Raw genomic sequence first — 15,575 nt, forward strand, 5'->3', positions numbered from 1 at the left:
CGTAGTGTTCTGCTTCTTCAAAAAGGAGACTGAACGCTATGCAATTGTTACTGGTTTTAATCGTTATCGCCGGGGGGATGGGACTGTCCGTAGAGGCAGGATTACTCGGGCCGCTTGGGAGCGAAGTGGGGGACCTGTGGGCCACTTTCAGTATTTTTGGCGTTGGCGCGGCGCTGACGTTTCTGCTTATGCTCTTTTTCAGCCCACGTAATAGCCCGTCTTTCTTTGCTCAGCCCGGCTGGCAACTGCTGGGCGGCGTGCTGGGGCCTGTCTACGTCATTATCCTGACCGTGGCGACACCCGCCATTGGGATTGCGATGACCATGATTGGCATCCTCGCAGGCCAGGTATTCAAAAGCCTTATCATCGATCATTTTGGCCTGTTCGGCACACCGCACAGAAAAATCGATAGTAAACGCATCATCGCGCTGTTTTTCATTATTGCCGCACTGATTCTGGTTGCGCAGGGCTAAGGTGACATTATGACCATTATTATGATTCTGCTCGCCGTTATCGGCGGGGCCATGCTGAGTATCCAGGCGGCCATTAATGGCCAGCTGGGGGGGAAAGTCGGCGTATTCAAAAGTGCGTTTCTGACCTTTTCCGTTGGCGCGCTGATCACGGCGTTGCTGATCTTCTTTTTTGAACCCAAACACGCGTTAACCCTCATGGACGTCCCGAAATGGCAGTTAGTGGGTGCGCTCTTTGGTGTGCCCTACATCGTGATCATGGTGCTGGCCGTTCAGCGCATCGGTACCGCGATTGCAACGGTTGCGGTGATTTTTGGTCAGCTCACCATGAGTATGCTGATCGATAATTTCGGCTGGCTGGGCAACGCGGCGATCCCGTTTTCAACGAGCCGAATCGCTGCCGTTATCTGCCTGGGCGTTGCGCTGTTCTTTATCTATTCCAGCAGCAAACCGAAAACCGCAGCGGCTAACAAGACGCGACTTCAGACCGGACAATAACGGGGATGACAGGGATGTCGAAAAGAGAAGAGTGGAGAAAAAAGTGGCGGGTATAGGTTTAAACGACTCGCGCCCTACCAGAACGCCAGAAAGCAAAAACCCAGCCATAGGCTGGGTTCTTTAAATAGTGGTGCCCGGACTCGGAATCGAACCAAGGACACGGGGATTTTCAATCCCCTGCTCTACCGACTGAGCTATCCGGGCAACGGGGCGCATTAAACCGTAATCCCGTGCAGTCGTCAACCCTATTTCGGGAAAAGCTGTTCAACTGCTTAAGATTGCGGCAATCTGTCGCTTCAGGCGACGAATATGCACAAATCTTCCAGACAAAGTGCGCGTGACGTGGCAATGCTGAAAGGAAGAGGAGGGCACTATGGCGAACGACTGGCTTGAACTGCGTCAGCATGCGGATACAGGCATTGAAACAATTAAGGCGCATTTCGAAGGGCATGCGTTCGATCCGCACTGGCATGACAGCTATCTGGTGGGGATTACGCTGTCGGGGACGCAGCAGTTCCACTGTCGTCGGCAGCGTTATCACAGCCGCCCGGGCGATGCCTTTCTGCTGGAACCCGGGGAAATACACGACGGAGATGCGCCGGTTGAAGGCGGTTTTACCTACCTGACCTTTTATCTTGACGATCGCTGGCTGACGGATACCCTGCAGGGGCTTTACGACGCCACGCCGGGAAGCTATTCCGTGCATTTTGCCCGGACGCTGACGCGTTCGCCGCAGCTGGTTCGTGCCATCGGCGATACGTTTTCGGCACTGCACAATGATGAGATGAAAATAGTGCAGCAGAGTACGATGGACGGGCTTCTCGCACAGATTACCGCGCACTGTCAGTGGCGTAAAAGAGTGCCTTCGCAGATCCAAAGTGCGGCGATTGCCCATCGTGCGCGAGATTATCTCTATGCCCATATGGGTGATAACGTCGGCCTGTCGGATCTTGCGGCGGTGACAGGAACCGATCGCTTCACCCTGACTCGCTGTTTTAAACGCGAATTTCATCTTGCGCCGCACGCGTGGTTGATTCAGCTCCGGCTGGCTAAAGCCCGACAGTATCTGGCGCAGGGTGAGCAGCCCGCAGAAGTGGCTGCGACGTTAGGTTTTGCCGACCAAAGCCATCTGGGCCGCTGGTTCCAGCGAGCGTATCGCATATCGCCTGCCCACTACCGCCGGTTGTGCACAAACCTTCCAGACGTTTCCAGAAAATAACGGCACATTCAGGGCTCTTATGAAAAAAGGAGCCTTCGGTGAGTGTCATTCCCTTCCTGCTGTTTGCGTTTGTCGCCTCTATTACGCCCGGGCCGACAAATATTCTGGTGCTGACCAATAGCCAGCATTTCGGCGTTAAAAATACGGTTCCCGCGATTCTGGGGGGCTGTGTCGCGGCCAGTGCGATTGTGCTGATATCAGGCGCGGGCGCAGGTGAAGTCTTGCGCCAGTACCCGCTGCTACGACAACTGATGAGCTGGGCGGGCGTGCTGTGGCTAAGCTGGATGAGCTGGCAGCTGTTCCGTGCTCCGGCGACCAGCCTGACGTCAAAAAATCATCCCCGGTTTACCGCCCGTGCGGCAGCGGTGTTGCAGGTCGTTAACCCAAAAACATGGATGTTGGCGCTGGCGGTGGTGAGTTTATTTGCCCCTGCGAGCGAGCATGCCCTGCGGGATATCGCCTTGATGGCGTTGTGGTTTTTGCTGATCTCGGTTGGGTGTCTGATGTGCTGGGCGTTATTGGGAAGGGCAGTGAATCGGGTGTTTCGCACCACCGTGGCGATGGTGCGTTTTCAGCGCGCGATGGCGCTCTGCCTGCTGATCTCCGCCTGGGCGGGGATGCTGGCTTAGGTCAGGGCTCCACCCATACGGCACTGCGCAAATCGCAGAATATCTTCCGCCAGGCGGTGTGCGGTTTCGACATCCGCCTGACTGCGGTTAACTAACATCCGGCTCAGGCAGCCTTCCAGTACCAGTTCCATTTGACGGGCGACCATCGCCGGATCATCGACCTCAAGCGTGGTCAGCAGCTCATGGGTAAAATCATGGGCGGCACGTTTTTGTTGATCCGCCAGCTGGTGGATCGGGTGGCCCGGGTCAGGATAAAAGGTACAGGCAGCGATAAACAGGCAGCCCGGATAGCGATTGTTTCGTACACAGTCGGCCAGCGCGGTATAGCGCGCCAGAATCTTTTGTTCGGCGGTGAGCTCTTCATTCAGCATCAGCTGCCTGCGCCAGATATCGACCTGCTGGCTCAGATAACGTAAGGCATCATAAAGTAACGCTTCTCTGTCCGGCCAGAAGCGGCGCAACTCATCCAGAGGATAATCGATGCGGTCGGCCACCATTTCGAGCGTGGTGCTGGCGATCCCTTGTACTTCAAGTAATTGGAGGGCTTGTCCCAGTACGTCTTCACGTTGCACGATTTTCTCCTTCACATTATCCCGCTTAAAGTGTCGTTTACGGTTGGCGATCGCGCAAATGCGCGCTGAACGCTTCCGCGTCCATAAATCCGGTCACGCGCGCGGCGGGTTGCTCATTACCTTGCTCATCAAAGAACAAAATAGTCGGCAGGCCAAGCACGCCCAGTTGGCGCAGTAAGGCTTTATCCTGCGCGTTATTCGCCGTCACATTTGCCTGAAGAAGAACTGTCTCTTTCAGGGCGTTTTGCACCTGCGGATCGCTAAAGGTGTATTTTTCGAACTCTTTACAGGCGACACACCAGTCGGCATAGAGATCGAGCATCACCGGTTTGCCCTTTGCCTGTGCCAGGGCGCGATTCAGTTCATCGACGCTCTGGACGTGCGTAAAATTCAGGTGTGCCTGCGTTTGCGCGGCTGGCGCGCCAAATGCCCAGTCCTGCAGCGGACGCACGCTCACCAGTGCCGCGGCGAGCAGGAGGATTTGCACCAGACGCATCCACGCTTTTTTGGCTTCCAGGCTGGCGATAAAGGCCCAGATAAAGAACGCCACGCCGAGCATCGCCCACAGGCGGAGCCCCCACACGTCACCGATAACACGTTCCAGCAGGAACACCGGCAATGCCAGAATCACAAAGCCAAATGCTGTCTTCACCGTCTCCATCCACGGGCCGCTTTTCGGCAACAGGCGGTTGCCAAACACGGTGACCAGAATCAGTGGCAGGCCCATGCCCAGCGCGTACAGATACAGGGTACCGCCGCCGAACCACAGATTCCCGCTCTGAGCAATATAAAGCAAAATGGCGCTTAGCGGTGCGGTGGTGCAGGGGGAACAAATAAGCCCGGCAATCGCCCCCATGGCAAAGACGCCGCCTGCAGAACCGCCTTGCTGGCGGTTGCTCATCAGCGTCAGGCGGGTTTGCAACGCGGAGGGCAGCTGTAGGGTGAACAGGCCAAACATGGAGAGCGCCAGCAGGATGAAAATTACCGACAGCCCAATCAGCACGTAAGGGTGCTGTAGCGCGGCCTGAAACTGCAGCCCGGCGGCGGCAACCACCAGGCCCAGCGCGGTGTAGGTCAGCGCCATACCCTGCACGTAAATAAAGGCCAGCCACAGTGCGCGGGCGGTTGAAAGCCGCTGCTTGCCGCCAAGGACGATACCGGAAATCAGCGGGTACATCGGCAGGACGCACGGCGTAAACGCAATACCAATACCAATCAGTAACGCCCAGAGTGCGGAGAAGGGCAGTTTTGCAGGCGCCTCATCCTTTACCGGCGCTTTTGCAACGGCGGCAGGAGAGTCATTCGCCGCCGCGCTTACGGCGTTAAGCGGCACCACGCGGGTTTCCGGGGGATAACAGAACCCCGCGTCGGCACAGCCCTGATAGGTGACGGTCAGCGTCGCCCCGTTGTCGGCCTGGTTCACAACAACCGGGACGGTGAGCTGGTGGCGATAAATTTCACTTTTGCCGTAAAACTCATCCTCATGCGATTCGCCTGCGGGCAGTTGCGGCTGGGCAATCTTTGCCCCCGCAGGAGTGATGCTGACCTGCTTACGATAGAGGTAATAGCCCTCTTTCACCTGCCAGGTCAGATTGAGATCGTGCTGATTTTGCTGAAAATCGAAGATAAACGCCCGATCGGCAGGGATAACACTGGCGCGGCCGGGCGCGTCAAATAATCCGGCAAAAACCGATGTGCTGCACAGCAGCAGAATCAGCGTAAGGAAGCGTTGAGCCATGAGAGATAATCGTTATCGCCGTGAGCCACCGGCAGCACCAGCAGCTCTGGAGTCTGGTAAGGGTGATGAGATTTAAGGCAATCAAGCAACGCCTGCTGATTTTCCCGATTGGTTTTGAGCAACATTTGCACTTCGTACTCTTGTTCCAGTTTACCTTCCCAGTAGTACAGTGACGTGGCGCCGGGCAGCAGCGTGACGCAGGCGGCGAGCTTTTCAGCCAGCGCTTTAGCGGCAAGATCCTGGGCGGTCGCTTCATCAGGGGCGGTACAAAGTACAACAACAGCGTCAGGCGTGTTCACAGGTTGACCTCCTCATCACGGAAGCAATCACTATATCATGCCGGGCCTGTGGGGATTAATGAAACGGGCCGCAGAGCGGCCCGAATTTAATGATTTTTACACCGGCAAAACGTTTACAGCACGATACCGCCAATGATAAAGCCGAGAATGACGCACAGGGTAATGGCGATCACTCCCGGGATCAGGAAGGCGTGGTTAAAGACATACTTCCCGATACGCGTGGAGCCTGTGTCGTCCATTTCCACGGCGGCAAGCAGGGTTGGGTAGGTTGGCAGGACGAAGAGCGCAGAGACTGCCGCAAAAGAGGCGATTGCCGTCAGCGGGGTCACGCCCAACATCAGCGCGGCTGGCATCAGGGCTTTGGTGGTTGCCGCCTGGGAATAGAGCAGGGTGGCGGCAAAGAACAGGACCACGGCCAGCAGCCACGGGTAGTTATGCAGCAAATCGCCCGCGACGGTCTGGATATCGGTGATGTGCGCTTTCACGAACGTATCACCCAGCCAGGCCACGCCCAGCACGCACACGCAGGCGCTCATCCCGGATTTGAAGGTGCTGGCGTTCAGCACTTCGCTGGTGTCGATTTTACAGGTGATGCTGATCAGCGTCGCGATAGTCAGCATAAAGACCACAATCGCTTCGTTACGCGGCAGGACCGGATTCTGGATCAGGCCGACGGTGTCGCTGATGGCAGTAGCATAGAACATCACCGCAACGATACCGATCAGGAACAGCAGCACGGCGCGTTTGGCGTGAGGTTTCAGCTCAAAGACCTGGCTGCCGCGCAGGCTGACTTCACCTTTCGCCAGACGTTCCTGGTAGACCGGATCGTCTTTCAGCTCGGCACCCAGGAAGTTACACACCACGGCCGTCAGCATGACGGCAATCAGCGTGACCGGAATACAGATAGCCAGCAGGGTCAGGTAGCTAACGCCCAGCGGCTCCAGGATGCCGGCAAAAAAGACCACGGCCGCCGAAATTGGCGAGGCGGTAATGGCAATCTGCGAGGCGACCACGGCGATAGAGAGCGGGCGGGAAGGGCGGATGCCTTGCTCTTTGGCCACTTCGGTGATGACCGGCAGCGTGGAGAACGCCGTGTGGCCTGTACCCGCGAGAATGGTCATAAACCAGGTGACCAGCGGAGCCAGGAAGGTAATGTATTTTGGATGACGACGCAGCATACGCTCCGCCAGACTCACCAGGTAATCCATACCGCCTGCGACCTGCATGGCGGCAATCGCGGCGATAACCGCCATGATGATTTCGATAACGTCAAACGGGATAGCACCGGGTTTAATCTGAAAGATGAGTGTGAGGACAAGCACACCGAGACCACCGGCAAAACCAATGCCGATCCCCCCGAGCCTTGCGCCAAGGTATATCGCCAACAGCACGACGACGAGTTCTGCTCCAAACATAAAGACCTTCCTTGCTTATTAACAAGTTGATATTAAATTGTTGTGTAATTGGTAAAGCCTGAAAAGAAAAAAGGCACGTCACCGGGTGACGTGCCTTTCGGAAAAACTAACCGGAACGGTTACTGTTCGCTTTCATCGGTATATCGTTTCGCTTTATATGCCGGATGCATCAGGTTTTGCGCCGAGAAGATATCGTCCAGCTCGGCTTCGGTCAACAGTCCGCGCTCAAGAACCACTTCACGTACGCTCTTACCGGTTTCGGCACAAATTTTCCCGACGATGTCGCCGTTGTGGTGGCCGATGAACGGGTTGAGGTAAGTGACGATCCCGATTGAGTTATAAACAAAGCTTTCGCAAACGGCTTTGTTCGCGGTGATGCCGTTAATGCATTTTTCCAGCAGGTTATAGCATGCGTTGGTCAGAATGTGGATGGATTCAAACATCGCCTGGCCAATGACCGGCTCCATCACGTTGAGCTGCAGCTGACCGGCTTCGGAGGCCATGGTAACGGTAATGTCGTTGCCGATAACCTTGAAGCACACCTGGTTCACCACTTCGGGCACCACCGGGTTCACTTTGGCTGGCATGATAGATGAACCCGCCTGCAGTTCTGGCAGGTTGATCTCGTTCAGGCCTGCACGCGGCCCGGAAGAGAGCAGACGCAGGTCGTTACAGATTTTAGAGAGTTTCACCGCCAGACGTTTCAGCGCGCTGTGTACCATGACGTAGGCGCCGCAGTCGGACGTCGCTTCAATCAGATCTTCCGCCGGGACCACCGCCAGGTTAGAGACTTCGGCCAGCTTCTGAACCGCCAGCTGTTGATATCCGTCCGGGGTGTTCAGACGCGTGCCGATAGCGGTCGCGCCCAGGTTCACTTCCAGCAGCAGCTCGGAGGTGCGCAGGATGTTTTTGGTCTCTTCGTTGAGCAGCACGTTAAAGGCATGGAATTCCTGGCCAAGCGTCATTGGCACGGCATCCTGAAGCTGGGTACGCCCCATTTTCAGAATGTCCTGGAACTCAACCGCTTTACGCTGGAAACCGTCGCCAAGCTGGTTGATGGCATCGACCAGCTTCAGCACAGAGGCATACACGGCAATACGGAAGCCGGTTGGGTAAGCGTCGTTGGTGGACTGGCATTTGTTAACGTGGTCGTTCGGGTTGAGGTACTGGTATTCACCTTTCTGGTGACCCATCAGCTCCAGGCCGATGTTTGCCAGTACTTCGTTGGTATTCATGTTGACCGAGGTACCCGCGCCGCCCTGATAGACGTCAACCGGGAACTGGTCCATGCATTTGCCGTTGTTCAGCACTTCATCGCACGCGGCGATAATGGCGTTTGCGGCGCTTTTCGGAATGGTTTGCAGCTCTTTGTTCGCGAGGGCTGCGGCTTTCTTCACCATCACCATGCCACGGACAAACTCAGGAATGTCGCTGATTTTGTTGTTGCTGATGTAGAAGTTTTCAATCGCTCTCAGAGTGTGGACACCGTAATAGGCATCCGCTGGAACTTCCCTGGTACCCAACAAGTCTTCTTCGATACGAATGTTGTTTAACATGTGAACCTTCTTTTAAAGCTGCCGATGGATTGTACTAAACACACAGTAGATATGTGGTTTTCACGCTATTGCTGACCGACGATTATTCCCTCAATCAGCCAGATGCTCGAGATCATATGCTGATAATAGCGAATTGCCGTAATCTGGATCACTTATTATGGACCCGATTCCATGATAATTATTAATCTGTGAAATGAGTCACCGCTTGAATATTTCCAGAAAAAATATCCGTGCAAACCGATTGAATTTTGGCTAACCGTCACCATCTCTGACGGATGCGAATTGCAACACCATTCAGACAGAGGCCTTGAAGCCTCTGCCACACAGGAGAAGCCAGTGCGCTGGATACCGTTTATAGCTATTTTTCTCTATGTTTACATTGAGATATCGATTTTCATTCAGGTTGCCCATGTGCTGGGTGTCCTGCTGACCCTGATTCTGGTGATCTTTACCTCGGTCATTGGTATGTCGCTGGTGCGCAACCAGGGTTTCAAAAATTTCCTGTTAATGCAGCAAAAGATGGCTGCAGGCGAAAGCCCTGCCGCCGAAATGATCAAAAGCGTGTCGCTGATTATTTCTGGCCTGCTGCTCATTCTGCCCGGGTTCTTTACCGATTTCCTCGGCCTGCTGTTGCTGCTGCCGCCGGTACAAAAACACCTGACCATGAAGCTGCTGCCGCATCTGCGATTCAACCGGATGCCGGGCGGTGGATTCAGTACCGGTCCCGGGGATACGTTTGATGGGGAGTATCAGCGCAAGGACGACCAGCGCGACCGTTTAGATCACAAAGACGATCGGTGATTTTTTTGCCGGATGGCACAGCGCCATCCGGCAACTAGCGGAGCGCACCGCGCTTCGGCAAAAACGCCCACAGCCCCGCCAGCACGACAATGGCGTACACGCTTTTCCACCCTACCATCGCCAGCAGCAGCAGACACAGCAGACCCCCAACCATCGCCAGCGCTTTAAACCGTCCCTTCAGTAAACGGCAGCCTGCCAGCATGCACAGCAGATAAATCATGATGAAGATGCCGTTGGCGTAGACGATTAACGCATCAAGATTAATGTCCAGGACGTAAATGCACAGCGTGCTCACCACACAGCAGCCCAGCACGGCATTGAGCGCATTCAACGGCAGCTGGCGTTCAGACAAGCGCGCAAGGCGGCTTTCGGGTTTATACAGCGCCTGCGACCATACCAGACGGGCAAAACTCTGAATATAAATGTTCAGGCTGGCGAAACAGGCGAGATAGCCGATGACGCACGCAATCCACAGCGCTTTGACGCCAAATAAGGTCACCACAATGCCCGGCAGCGAGGCGGCGGCTGCGGTCTCTTCGCCGTAAGCGTTAAAGTGCAGCACCAGAACGGTACACGCCCAGTAGACGGTGCCCGCAAGAACCAGCCCAATCATCAGCGCGCGGGGGAAATCGCGTTCCGGCTGTCTGAATTCAGACGCCAGATGGGCAAATGCCTCCAGCCCAACAAAACACCAGAACATCACTGACAGAGCCGCAAAGAGTTGACTGTGATCGACAGCGGTCACCGGAGGGAAGGGAATATCAGCGAGGCGAATCTCTCCAGCCCACCAGATCGCCACAATAAGGGCGACAATCAGCACGGCAACCAGCGTTTGCAGATTGGCGCTGGAGCTGGCGCCCCGCGAGCCGACCCACCAGACGATGGCCAGCGTCGCCAGCTCGGCGTAAAGCAGCTGTTGGTCATGCCAGCCAAAGAGCGCCTGCCCAAAACCTGTCGCAATGTGCAGCGCGGCAGGTAAGCCCACGGGAATGACCGAAAGAAAAAGCCAGCCGGTCACGCGTTCCAGACGGGGACCAAACGCCATGCCGACAAAATGGGCGACGCCGCCGGCGCTGGGAAAATGTCGTCCAAGCACCGCAAAGACGATAGCCACCGGGAAGACCAGGATTATCAACGCCGGCCACGCCCACAGGCTATTATTGCCCGCCACCAGCGCCGCTAGCGCCGGAACGGCAAACACACCCGTGCCCAACAAGGAGGTTGAGAGTAAACCGACGCCTTGTGCCAGCCCCAGTTCCTGCTTGAGTCCGCTCATCCACTTCTTCCTGCCTTCGTCAAAAGAGCGGAGATGGTAACACTTTCGTAAATTTTTTTTCGACTCCCCCTTGAAGGGGTTGAAAGCTATCCCCATCTCTCAGGGCACTAGCCGGAAAACCGGAGACGGTCCGGCGTCTTCCATAAGTGATAATGACTTTCTCGAAGGAGAGCTATCAATGAGTATTCGTCCGTTACATGATCGTGTGATCGTCAAACGTAAAGAAGTTGAAACCAAATCTGCTGGCGGCATTGTTCTGACCGGTTCTGCAGCAGCAAAATCAACGCGTGGCGAAATCATCGCTGTCGGTAAAGGCCGCATCCTGGAAAACGGAACTGTGCAGCCACTGGACGTTAAAGTCGGCGACATCGTCATTTTCAACGATGGCTACGGCGTGAAATCCGAGAAGATCGACAATGAAGAAGTGTTGATCATGTCCGAAAGCGACATTCTGGCAATTGTGGAAGCGTAATTCGCGCACGAAACTGAACGAATTTGAGGAATAGAAGAAATGGCAGCTAAAGACGTAAAATTCGGTAACGACGCTCGTGTAAAAATGCTGCGCGGCGTTAACGTACTGGCAGATGCAGTGAAAGTGACTCTCGGCCCGAAAGGTCGTAACGTCGTTCTGGACAAATCCTTCGGCGCACCAACCATCACTAAAGATGGCGTTTCCGTTGCTCGTGAAATCGAACTGGAAGACAAATTCGAAAACATGGGCGCGCAGATGGTGAAAGAAGTTGCCTCTAAAGCGAACGACGCTGCAGGCGACGGTACCACCACCGCGACCGTGCTGGCTCAGGCTATCATCACTGAAGGTCTGAAAGCTGTTGCTGCGGGTATGAACCCAATGGACCTGAAGCGCGGTATCGACAAAGCGGTGACTGCTGCGGTTGAAGAGCTGAAAACGCTGTCCGTGCCATGCTCTGACTCTAAAGCTATTGCTCAGGTTGGTACCATCTCCGCGAACTCCGACGAAACCGTTGGTAAGCTGATCGCTGAAGCGATGGATAAAGTCGGTAAAGAAGGCGTTATCACCGTTGAAGACGGCACCGGTCTGGAAGACGAACTGGACGTGGTTGAAGGTATGCAGTTCGACCGTGGTTACCTGTCTCCATACTTCATCAACAAGCCAGAAACTGGCGCTGTTGAGCTGGAAAGCCCGTTCATCCTGCTGGCTGACAAAAAAATCTCCAACATCCGCGAAATGCTGCCAGTGCTGGAAGCCGTTGCGAAAGCAGGCAAACCACTGCTGATCATTGCTGAAGACGTTGAAGGCGAAGCGCTGGCGACTCTGGTTGTGAACACCATGCGCGGCATCGTGAAAGTGGCTGCGGTTAAAGCACCTGGCTTCGGCGACCGTCGTAAAGCTATGCTGCAGGACATCGCAACCCTGACTGGCGGTACCGTGATCTCTGAAGAGATCGGTATGGAGCTGGAAAAAGCGACCCTGGAAGATATGGGCCAGGCGAAACGCGTTGTGATCAACAAAGACACCACCACCATCATCGATGGCGTGGGTGAAGAGTCAGCGATCCAGGGCCGTGTGTCCCAGATCCGTAAGCAGATTGAAGAAGCAACCTCTGACTACGATCGTGAAAAACTGCAGGAGCGCGTGGCTAAACTGGCCGGCGGTGTTGCGGTAATCAAAGTCGGTGCTGCGACCGAAGTTGAAATGAAAGAGAAAAAAGCACGCGTTGACGATGCCCTGCACGCGACCCGTGCTGCGGTAGAAGAAGGCGTGGTTGCCGGTGGTGGTGTTGCGCTGATTCGCGTTGCGTCCAAACTGGGCGATCTGCGTGGCCAGAACGAAGACCAGAACGTGGGTATCAAAGTTGCGCTGCGCGCAATGGAAGCACCACTGCGTCAGATCGTTCTGAACTGCGGCGAAGAGCCTTCTGTGGTTGCTAACACCGTGAAAGCGGGCGACGGTAACTACGGTTACAACGCAGCGACCGAAGAATACGGCAACATGATCGATATGGGTATCCTGGACCCAACTAAAGTGACCCGTTCTGCTCTGCAGTACGCCGCTTCTGTTGCGGGTCTGATGATCACCACCGAGTGCATGGTAACCGACCTGCCTAAAGGCGATGCACCTGACTTAGGCGCCGCAGGCATGGGCGGCATGGGTGGTATGGGCGGCATGATGTAATTGCCCTGTGCCCTGCATCTTGCCTGTCAGCAGGCAGAGCGGGGCATTACCTCCCCGAGGTATTCAAACCCCCGGATAGCGATATCCGGGGGTTTTTCATTTAGACCAGCAGTTGCATCACCCACAGCGAAAGCAGCGCGTTGATCGCGCACACGGCAATAATGTGCGGATAGTATTTGGGATTTACCCCTGCGGTTCCCAGACAGCGCCCCGTGTTCTGTACCGGATTACCCATCAGATAGATAGCGGGCAGCAGGACGGTGGCATCATGCCCATTGAGCGTACCGGCAGCCACCAGGCTTGCACAGACACCCACGCCGCCACCCATACTCATCACCGCAGCCAGCAGCACGGTAGCGGCCTCGCCGGGCAATCCCCACAGCGCCATAATGGGTTCACAAATGTTGCCGACAATATCCAGAAGACCGGTGACCTTTAGCGCCTGAATAATGACAAACGCCATGACGACATTCGGCAGAAGGCTGGTGGTGGCAATGGTGAATCCGCGTCGGGCGCCATCAATAAACAGATCCATGACATTTTTACGCACCTGTTCAGTCATTTTGCGCCTCCTCAGGCTGGCGTTCTTCCATCTGCGCAATCCACAGGCGTAGAAAATTAGCCCCGATAAACTTAAACACGAGAATGACCGCCAGCGGGGTAATCACCGGAACGGTGATACAGGTGAAAAGCGCGGCGCCAGATGAAAAGTAATTGGTGATAATGGCGCTGCCGCTGGTCTGGAAGGTGGCGAATATCGCCCGTTCATGTTCGGTAATGGTGCCTTCTTCGGCCATCTCCCGGGTCATTCCGGCGGCCGCGTCCGTGTTTTGCAGATTCGCGATCAGCGCCAGGGAGCAAATTCCCGGAATCCCCAGCAAGGGTTTTAACACTGGGGTCATCAACTGCTGTGCGGCGCGAAGGCCACCGAGCCCTTCGGTAACGGCAATGATCCCCAGAGACAAAATAACCGAAGGCGCCAGCTCCAGCGCAAACAGGAAACCATCTTTCGCCCCCGTCCCGCCGCTGCCGCGAAAAGAGACCGGCGTGGTGGATGCGTTGCTTATCTGACCAAACGTGCCGTTGAGTACGGTAAAATCAAATACTCGCCACCACCCGGTGGCGTTAGAAAAAAAGCCGGAAAAGAAAATAATGGTGATAAAGAATGCGAGATATCCTGTCCAGGGTACCTTTTCCTGGGTGAGGGATGTCTTACTCATGTTGCCTCCTGATGAATCGTCCCTGCAGGGCGCCTAAAAATGCGTCAGTAAACTGCTACTTAGAGCAAAAAATGCAGTAAAAAACGATATCAGAGCGGGTATTATCAGAATCCATTTAGGCGGCAGACGCGTTCTTGCGGATGCATCGCAGATAATGACCTGGGGTTTTTCTTTTGGTCATCTTTTAGGTATAAGATTTACACACGGACAACTACTGTCCAGCTTATTGAAAACGAGGAATAACATGCGCGTAAAAGTCTGTGCAGGGATCGTAGGGGCAGCCTTGCTGCTGGCGGGTTGTAGTTCCAGTAACGAGCTGTCGGCTGCGGGACAGAGCGTTCGCTTTGTAGAAGATAAGCCGGGCAGTGAATGCCAGTTAATCGGCACGGCAACCGGCGAGCAAAGCAACTGGCTGTCTGGTCAGCATGGCGACGAAGGCGGCTCAATGCGCGGCGCAGCAAATGCGTTGCGTAATCATGCCGCAGAAATGGGCGGCAACGTGATTTACGGCGTGAGCAGCCCGACGCAGGGAATGCTCTCCAGCTTTGTCCCGACCGCCAGCGCAATGAACGGTCAGGTCTATAAGTGCCCGAACTGATTTAGCATGCCGGATGGCGCTGCGTCTGACCCACAGGGCAGATACGCGTAGCGCCACCTGCCTTTAACGCTGACGCAACTGCAAATCCAGCGGCGTTTTACTGGGCTCTCCGCCAATCTCGCGTGCCAGTTTGGGCACCATATACCCCGACACCAGCGTTAACAGTTCACGCATTATTTGCCGTGCCTCTTCGTCACTCACCATAAAATGCGCTGCGCCCTGCACCCGGTCGAGAACGTGGAGATAATAGGGCATCACACCCGCATCAAAAAGCGCGTTGCTTAGATCCGCCAGCGCGCGGGCACTGTCGTTTACGCCACGCAGCAACACGCTCTGATTGAGCAGCGTGATCCCCGCGTTGCGCATCCGGCGCATGGCTGCGCGAAACGCGTCGTCAATCTCATTGGCGTGATTAATATGATTCACCAGCAACACCTGCAAACGCGACTGTTCCAGCCGCGTGACTAACCCGTCGGTGATCCGTGCGGGGATCACAATCGGCAGTCGGCTGTGAATGCGCAGACGCTTAATGTGCGGCAGGGACTCAAGCTGCGTCAGGAGCCAGTCGAGCTCATGATCTTTTGCCATCAACGGATCGCCCCCGGAGAAAATGATCTCATCAAGCTCGGGATGATCCGCAATGTAGTCCATTGCCACCTGCCAGTTGCGCTTATTGCCCTGATTTTCCGCATACGGGAAGTGGCGGCGGAAGCAATATCGACAATTTACGGCACATCCGCCCTTTACCAGCAGCAGCGCGCGGTTCTGGTATTTGTGCAGCAGGCCGGGCACTGCGCTGTTTTGTTCTTCCAGCGGATCGGTGCTGAAACCCGGCGCGGTAATAAACTCGTCTTGCGCGCTAATTGTCTGTTTTAACAGAGGATCGTCGGGGTTTCCCTTCTCCATACGCGCCACAAACGCGCGCGGCACGCGCAGCGGAAAGAGTCGCTTTGCCTCACGGCCAGCGAGCAGGTGTTCATGCTTATCCAGCTCTAAAAGATGGAGTAATTCATCAGGACTGGTGATTACATCGGCAAGTTGCGATAACCAATCTTCTCTGGACGGGGTATTTAGGGTTACAATATGCGCCATTTTGTGGCTTAGCTACCAGTTAACAATTTTAGAGGGC

At 55.2% G+C, this 15,575-nt stretch carries 17 protein-coding genes and 1 tRNA gene; 8 read left to right on the plus strand and 10 right to left on the minus strand.

Annotation, left to right across the window (positions count from 1 at the left end):
• The first annotated feature begins 38 nt into the window (after window positions 1-38).
• Window positions 39-473, plus strand: coding sequence for a DMT family transporter (locus tag LZP96_RS06360; RefSeq protein WP_064324507.1), 435 nt, complete (start codon window positions 39-41; stop codon window positions 471-473).
• Between the two features lie 9 nt (window positions 474-482).
• The gene (locus tag LZP96_RS06365) at window positions 483-968 is read left to right on the plus strand and encodes a DMT family transporter (RefSeq protein WP_064324508.1); all 486 of its coding nucleotides are present in this window, start codon (window positions 483-485) and stop codon (window positions 966-968) included.
• Between the two features lie 128 nt (window positions 969-1,096).
• Here the strand turns inward: LZP96_RS06365 and LZP96_RS06370 are convergent.
• Window positions 1,097-1,172: transfer RNA gene (locus tag LZP96_RS06370), tRNA-Phe, on the minus strand.
• A 169-nt stretch (window positions 1,173-1,341) separates the two neighbouring features.
• Here LZP96_RS06370 and LZP96_RS06375 point away from each other — a divergent pair.
• A complete protein-coding gene (locus tag LZP96_RS06375; protein ID WP_064324509.1) occupies window positions 1,342-2,187 on the plus strand; it encodes an AraC family transcriptional regulator in 846 nt (281 codons plus the stop codon).
• 38 nt (window positions 2,188-2,225) lie between these two features.
• Window positions 2,226-2,816: a LysE family translocator gene (locus tag LZP96_RS06380; RefSeq protein WP_064324510.1), complete on the plus strand. Its 591-nt coding sequence runs from the start codon at window positions 2,226-2,228 to the stop codon at window positions 2,814-2,816.
• Here LZP96_RS06380 and LZP96_RS06385 read toward each other — a convergent pair.
• From LZP96_RS06385 to aspA, 5 genes are all read right to left on the minus strand, one after another.
• Window positions 2,813-3,388, minus strand: coding sequence for a transcriptional regulator (locus LZP96_RS06385; RefSeq protein ID WP_064324511.1), 576 nt, complete (start codon window positions 3,386-3,388; stop codon window positions 2,813-2,815). The genes LZP96_RS06380 and LZP96_RS06385 overlap by 4 nt on opposite strands.
• Window positions 3,389-3,425: 37 nt before the next feature.
• Window positions 3,426-5,126, minus strand: coding sequence for a protein-disulfide reductase DsbD (locus LZP96_RS06390; RefSeq protein ID WP_064324512.1), 1,701 nt, complete (start codon window positions 5,124-5,126; stop codon window positions 3,426-3,428).
• Window positions 5,102-5,425 carry a divalent cation tolerance protein CutA gene (gene cutA, locus LZP96_RS06395; RefSeq protein ID WP_064324513.1) on the minus strand — a complete coding sequence of 108 codons (324 nt, stop codon included), beginning with the start codon at window positions 5,423-5,425 and terminating at the stop codon, window positions 5,102-5,104. The genes LZP96_RS06390 and cutA overlap by 25 nt, the downstream gene beginning before the upstream one ends.
• Before the next feature lie 113 nt (window positions 5,426-5,538).
• Complete coding sequence (locus LZP96_RS06400; protein WP_064324514.1) at window positions 5,539-6,840, minus strand: anaerobic C4-dicarboxylate transporter; 1,302 nt, start codon at window positions 6,838-6,840, stop codon at window positions 5,539-5,541.
• Between the two features lie 119 nt (window positions 6,841-6,959).
• On the minus strand, window positions 6,960-8,396 hold the full coding sequence (aspA, locus tag LZP96_RS06405) for an aspartate ammonia-lyase (protein ID WP_064324515.1): 1,437 nt from the start codon (window positions 8,394-8,396) through the stop codon (window positions 6,960-6,962).
• Between the two features lie 336 nt (window positions 8,397-8,732).
• On the opposite strand from aspA, the gene LZP96_RS06410 reads away from it, so the two are divergent.
• Window positions 8,733-9,197, plus strand: a complete 465-nt coding sequence (locus tag LZP96_RS06410) for an FxsA family protein (RefSeq protein ID WP_064324516.1) — start codon at window positions 8,733-8,735, stop codon at window positions 9,195-9,197.
• A 34-nt stretch (window positions 9,198-9,231) separates the two neighbouring features.
• On the opposite strand, the gene yjeH is transcribed toward LZP96_RS06410, so the two are convergent.
• Entirely contained in the window at window positions 9,232-10,473 is a 1,242-nt protein-coding gene (yjeH, locus tag LZP96_RS06415) for an L-methionine/branched-chain amino acid transporter (RefSeq protein WP_064324517.1), read from the minus strand.
• Between the two features lie 178 nt (window positions 10,474-10,651).
• On the opposite strand from yjeH, the gene LZP96_RS06420 reads away from it, so the two are divergent.
• Window positions 10,652-10,945 (plus strand): co-chaperone GroES, encoded by a 294-nt coding sequence (locus LZP96_RS06420; RefSeq protein WP_003855929.1) that lies wholly within the window; start codon window positions 10,652-10,654, stop codon window positions 10,943-10,945.
• Between the two features lie 39 nt (window positions 10,946-10,984).
• Window positions 10,985-12,628 carry a chaperonin GroEL gene (groL, locus tag LZP96_RS06425; protein ID WP_064324518.1) on the plus strand — a complete coding sequence of 548 codons (1,644 nt, stop codon included), beginning with the start codon at window positions 10,985-10,987 and terminating at the stop codon, window positions 12,626-12,628.
• 100 nt (window positions 12,629-12,728) lie between these two features.
• On the opposite strand, the gene LZP96_RS06430 is transcribed toward groL, so the two are convergent.
• Entirely contained in the window at window positions 12,729-13,190 is a 462-nt protein-coding gene (locus LZP96_RS06430; RefSeq protein WP_064324519.1) for a YjiG family protein, read from the minus strand.
• Window positions 13,183-13,848: a nucleoside recognition domain-containing protein gene (locus LZP96_RS06435; RefSeq protein WP_064324520.1), complete on the minus strand. Its 666-nt coding sequence runs from the start codon at window positions 13,846-13,848 to the stop codon at window positions 13,183-13,185. The genes LZP96_RS06430 and LZP96_RS06435 overlap by 8 nt, the downstream gene beginning before the upstream one ends.
• A gap of 244 nt (window positions 13,849-14,092) precedes the next feature.
• On the opposite strand from LZP96_RS06435, the gene LZP96_RS06440 reads away from it, so the two are divergent.
• Window positions 14,093-14,446: a DUF4156 domain-containing protein gene (locus LZP96_RS06440; protein ID WP_064324521.1), complete on the plus strand. Its 354-nt coding sequence runs from the start codon at window positions 14,093-14,095 to the stop codon at window positions 14,444-14,446.
• Window positions 14,447-14,509: 63 nt separating this feature from the next.
• Here the strand turns inward: LZP96_RS06440 and epmB are convergent, their stop codons facing one another.
• Window positions 14,510-15,538, minus strand: coding sequence for an EF-P beta-lysylation protein EpmB (gene epmB / locus LZP96_RS06445; protein WP_064324522.1), 1,029 nt, complete (start codon window positions 15,536-15,538; stop codon window positions 14,510-14,512).
• Window positions 15,539-15,575: the final 37 nt, after the last annotated feature.

This window comes from Huaxiibacter chinensis, from assembly GCF_022171985.1.
Classification (GTDB): domain Bacteria; phylum Pseudomonadota; class Gammaproteobacteria; order Enterobacterales; family Enterobacteriaceae; genus Enterobacter; species Enterobacter chinensis_A.

Bases quoted from the DNA above. Each gene is read 5' to 3' on its own strand.
- LZP96_RS06360 (WP_064324507.1), top strand. From the start codon at position 39: ATGCAATTGTTACTGGTTTTAATCGTTATCGCCGGGGGGATGGGACTG.
- LZP96_RS06365 (WP_064324508.1), top strand. From the start codon at position 483: ATGACCATTATTATGATTCTGCTCGCCGTTATCGGCGGGGCCATGCTG.
- LZP96_RS06375 (WP_064324509.1), top strand. From the start codon at position 1,342: ATGGCGAACGACTGGCTTGAACTGCGTCAGCATGCGGATACAGGCATT.
- LZP96_RS06390 (WP_064324512.1), bottom strand. From the start codon at position 5,126: ATGGCTCAACGCTTCCTTACGCTGATTCTGCTGCTGTGCAGCACATCG.
- LZP96_RS06400 (WP_064324514.1), bottom strand. From the start codon at position 6,840: ATGTTTGGAGCAGAACTCGTCGTCGTGCTGTTGGCGATATACCTTGGC.
- aspA (WP_064324515.1), bottom strand. From the start codon at position 8,396: ATGTTAAACAACATTCGTATCGAAGAAGACTTGTTGGGTACCAGGGAA.
- yjeH (WP_064324517.1), bottom strand. From the start codon at position 10,473: ATGAGCGGACTCAAGCAGGAACTGGGGCTGGCACAAGGCGTCGGTTTA.
- LZP96_RS06420 (WP_003855929.1), top strand. From the start codon at position 10,652: ATGAGTATTCGTCCGTTACATGATCGTGTGATCGTCAAACGTAAAGAA.
- groL (WP_064324518.1), top strand. From the start codon at position 10,985: ATGGCAGCTAAAGACGTAAAATTCGGTAACGACGCTCGTGTAAAAATG.
- LZP96_RS06430 (WP_064324519.1), bottom strand. From the start codon at position 13,190: ATGACTGAACAGGTGCGTAAAAATGTCATGGATCTGTTTATTGATGGC.
- LZP96_RS06435 (WP_064324520.1), bottom strand. From the start codon at position 13,848: ATGAGTAAGACATCCCTCACCCAGGAAAAGGTACCCTGGACAGGATAT.
- LZP96_RS06440 (WP_064324521.1), top strand. From the start codon at position 14,093: ATGCGCGTAAAAGTCTGTGCAGGGATCGTAGGGGCAGCCTTGCTGCTG.
- epmB (WP_064324522.1), bottom strand. From the start codon at position 15,538: ATGGCGCATATTGTAACCCTAAATACCCCGTCCAGAGAAGATTGGTTA.